Origin of the sequence: Pseudoxanthomonas kalamensis DSM 18571, assembly GCF_010211745.1 — a bacterium.
Lineage (GTDB): Bacteria > Pseudomonadota > Gammaproteobacteria > Xanthomonadales > Xanthomonadaceae > Pseudoxanthomonas_A > Pseudoxanthomonas_A kalamensis.
Genome location: NZ_PDWQ01000096.1, coordinates 1 through 494 on the forward strand (window position 1 = coordinate 1; position 494 = coordinate 494).

Consider the following 494-nt stretch of genomic DNA (forward strand, 5'->3'; position numbering starts at 1 on the left):
ACACGCCCAGGTCGTAGGCGATCTGCTTGTTGAGGCTGCCGGCGCCGAGCATCTGCAGCACCCGGAACTGCTGCGGGGTCAGTTCGCGCAGGCGCTGCCCAACCTCGCGCTCGGCGCGGTCGGTGGGCGGGACGTTGTGCGCTTCCGGCGGCGCCCAGTGTTCGCCGTCCAGCACCGTGCCCAGGGCCAGGCCGATGGTGTCCGAATCGGCCGACTTGGGAATGAAGCCGAACGCGCCGTGGTCCAGCGCGCGCCGCATCACCGTCGGCTCCTCGCGCGCGGACACCACCACCACCGGCAACTGCGGATGCAGCGCGCGCATGTGCACCAGCGCGCTGAAGCCCTGCGCGCCGGGCATGTTGAGATCCATCAGCAGCAGATCGGCATCGGCGTGGCGGTCGGCCAGCGCGTACAGCGCCTCGACGCTGTCGGCTTCGTACAACAGCACCCCCGGCATCACCCGCTGCACCGCCCCGCGCAGCGCCTCGCGGAAC

The 494-nt window shown here is 71.3% G+C and carries 1 protein-coding gene; it reads right to left on the reverse strand.

The window, feature by feature from the left end; all coding sequences use genetic code 11:
- Nucleotides 1-494 (reverse strand): response regulator transcription factor (locus CSC70_RS14190; RefSeq protein ID WP_162457220.1); only part of this gene is annotated, 494 nt, incomplete at both ends.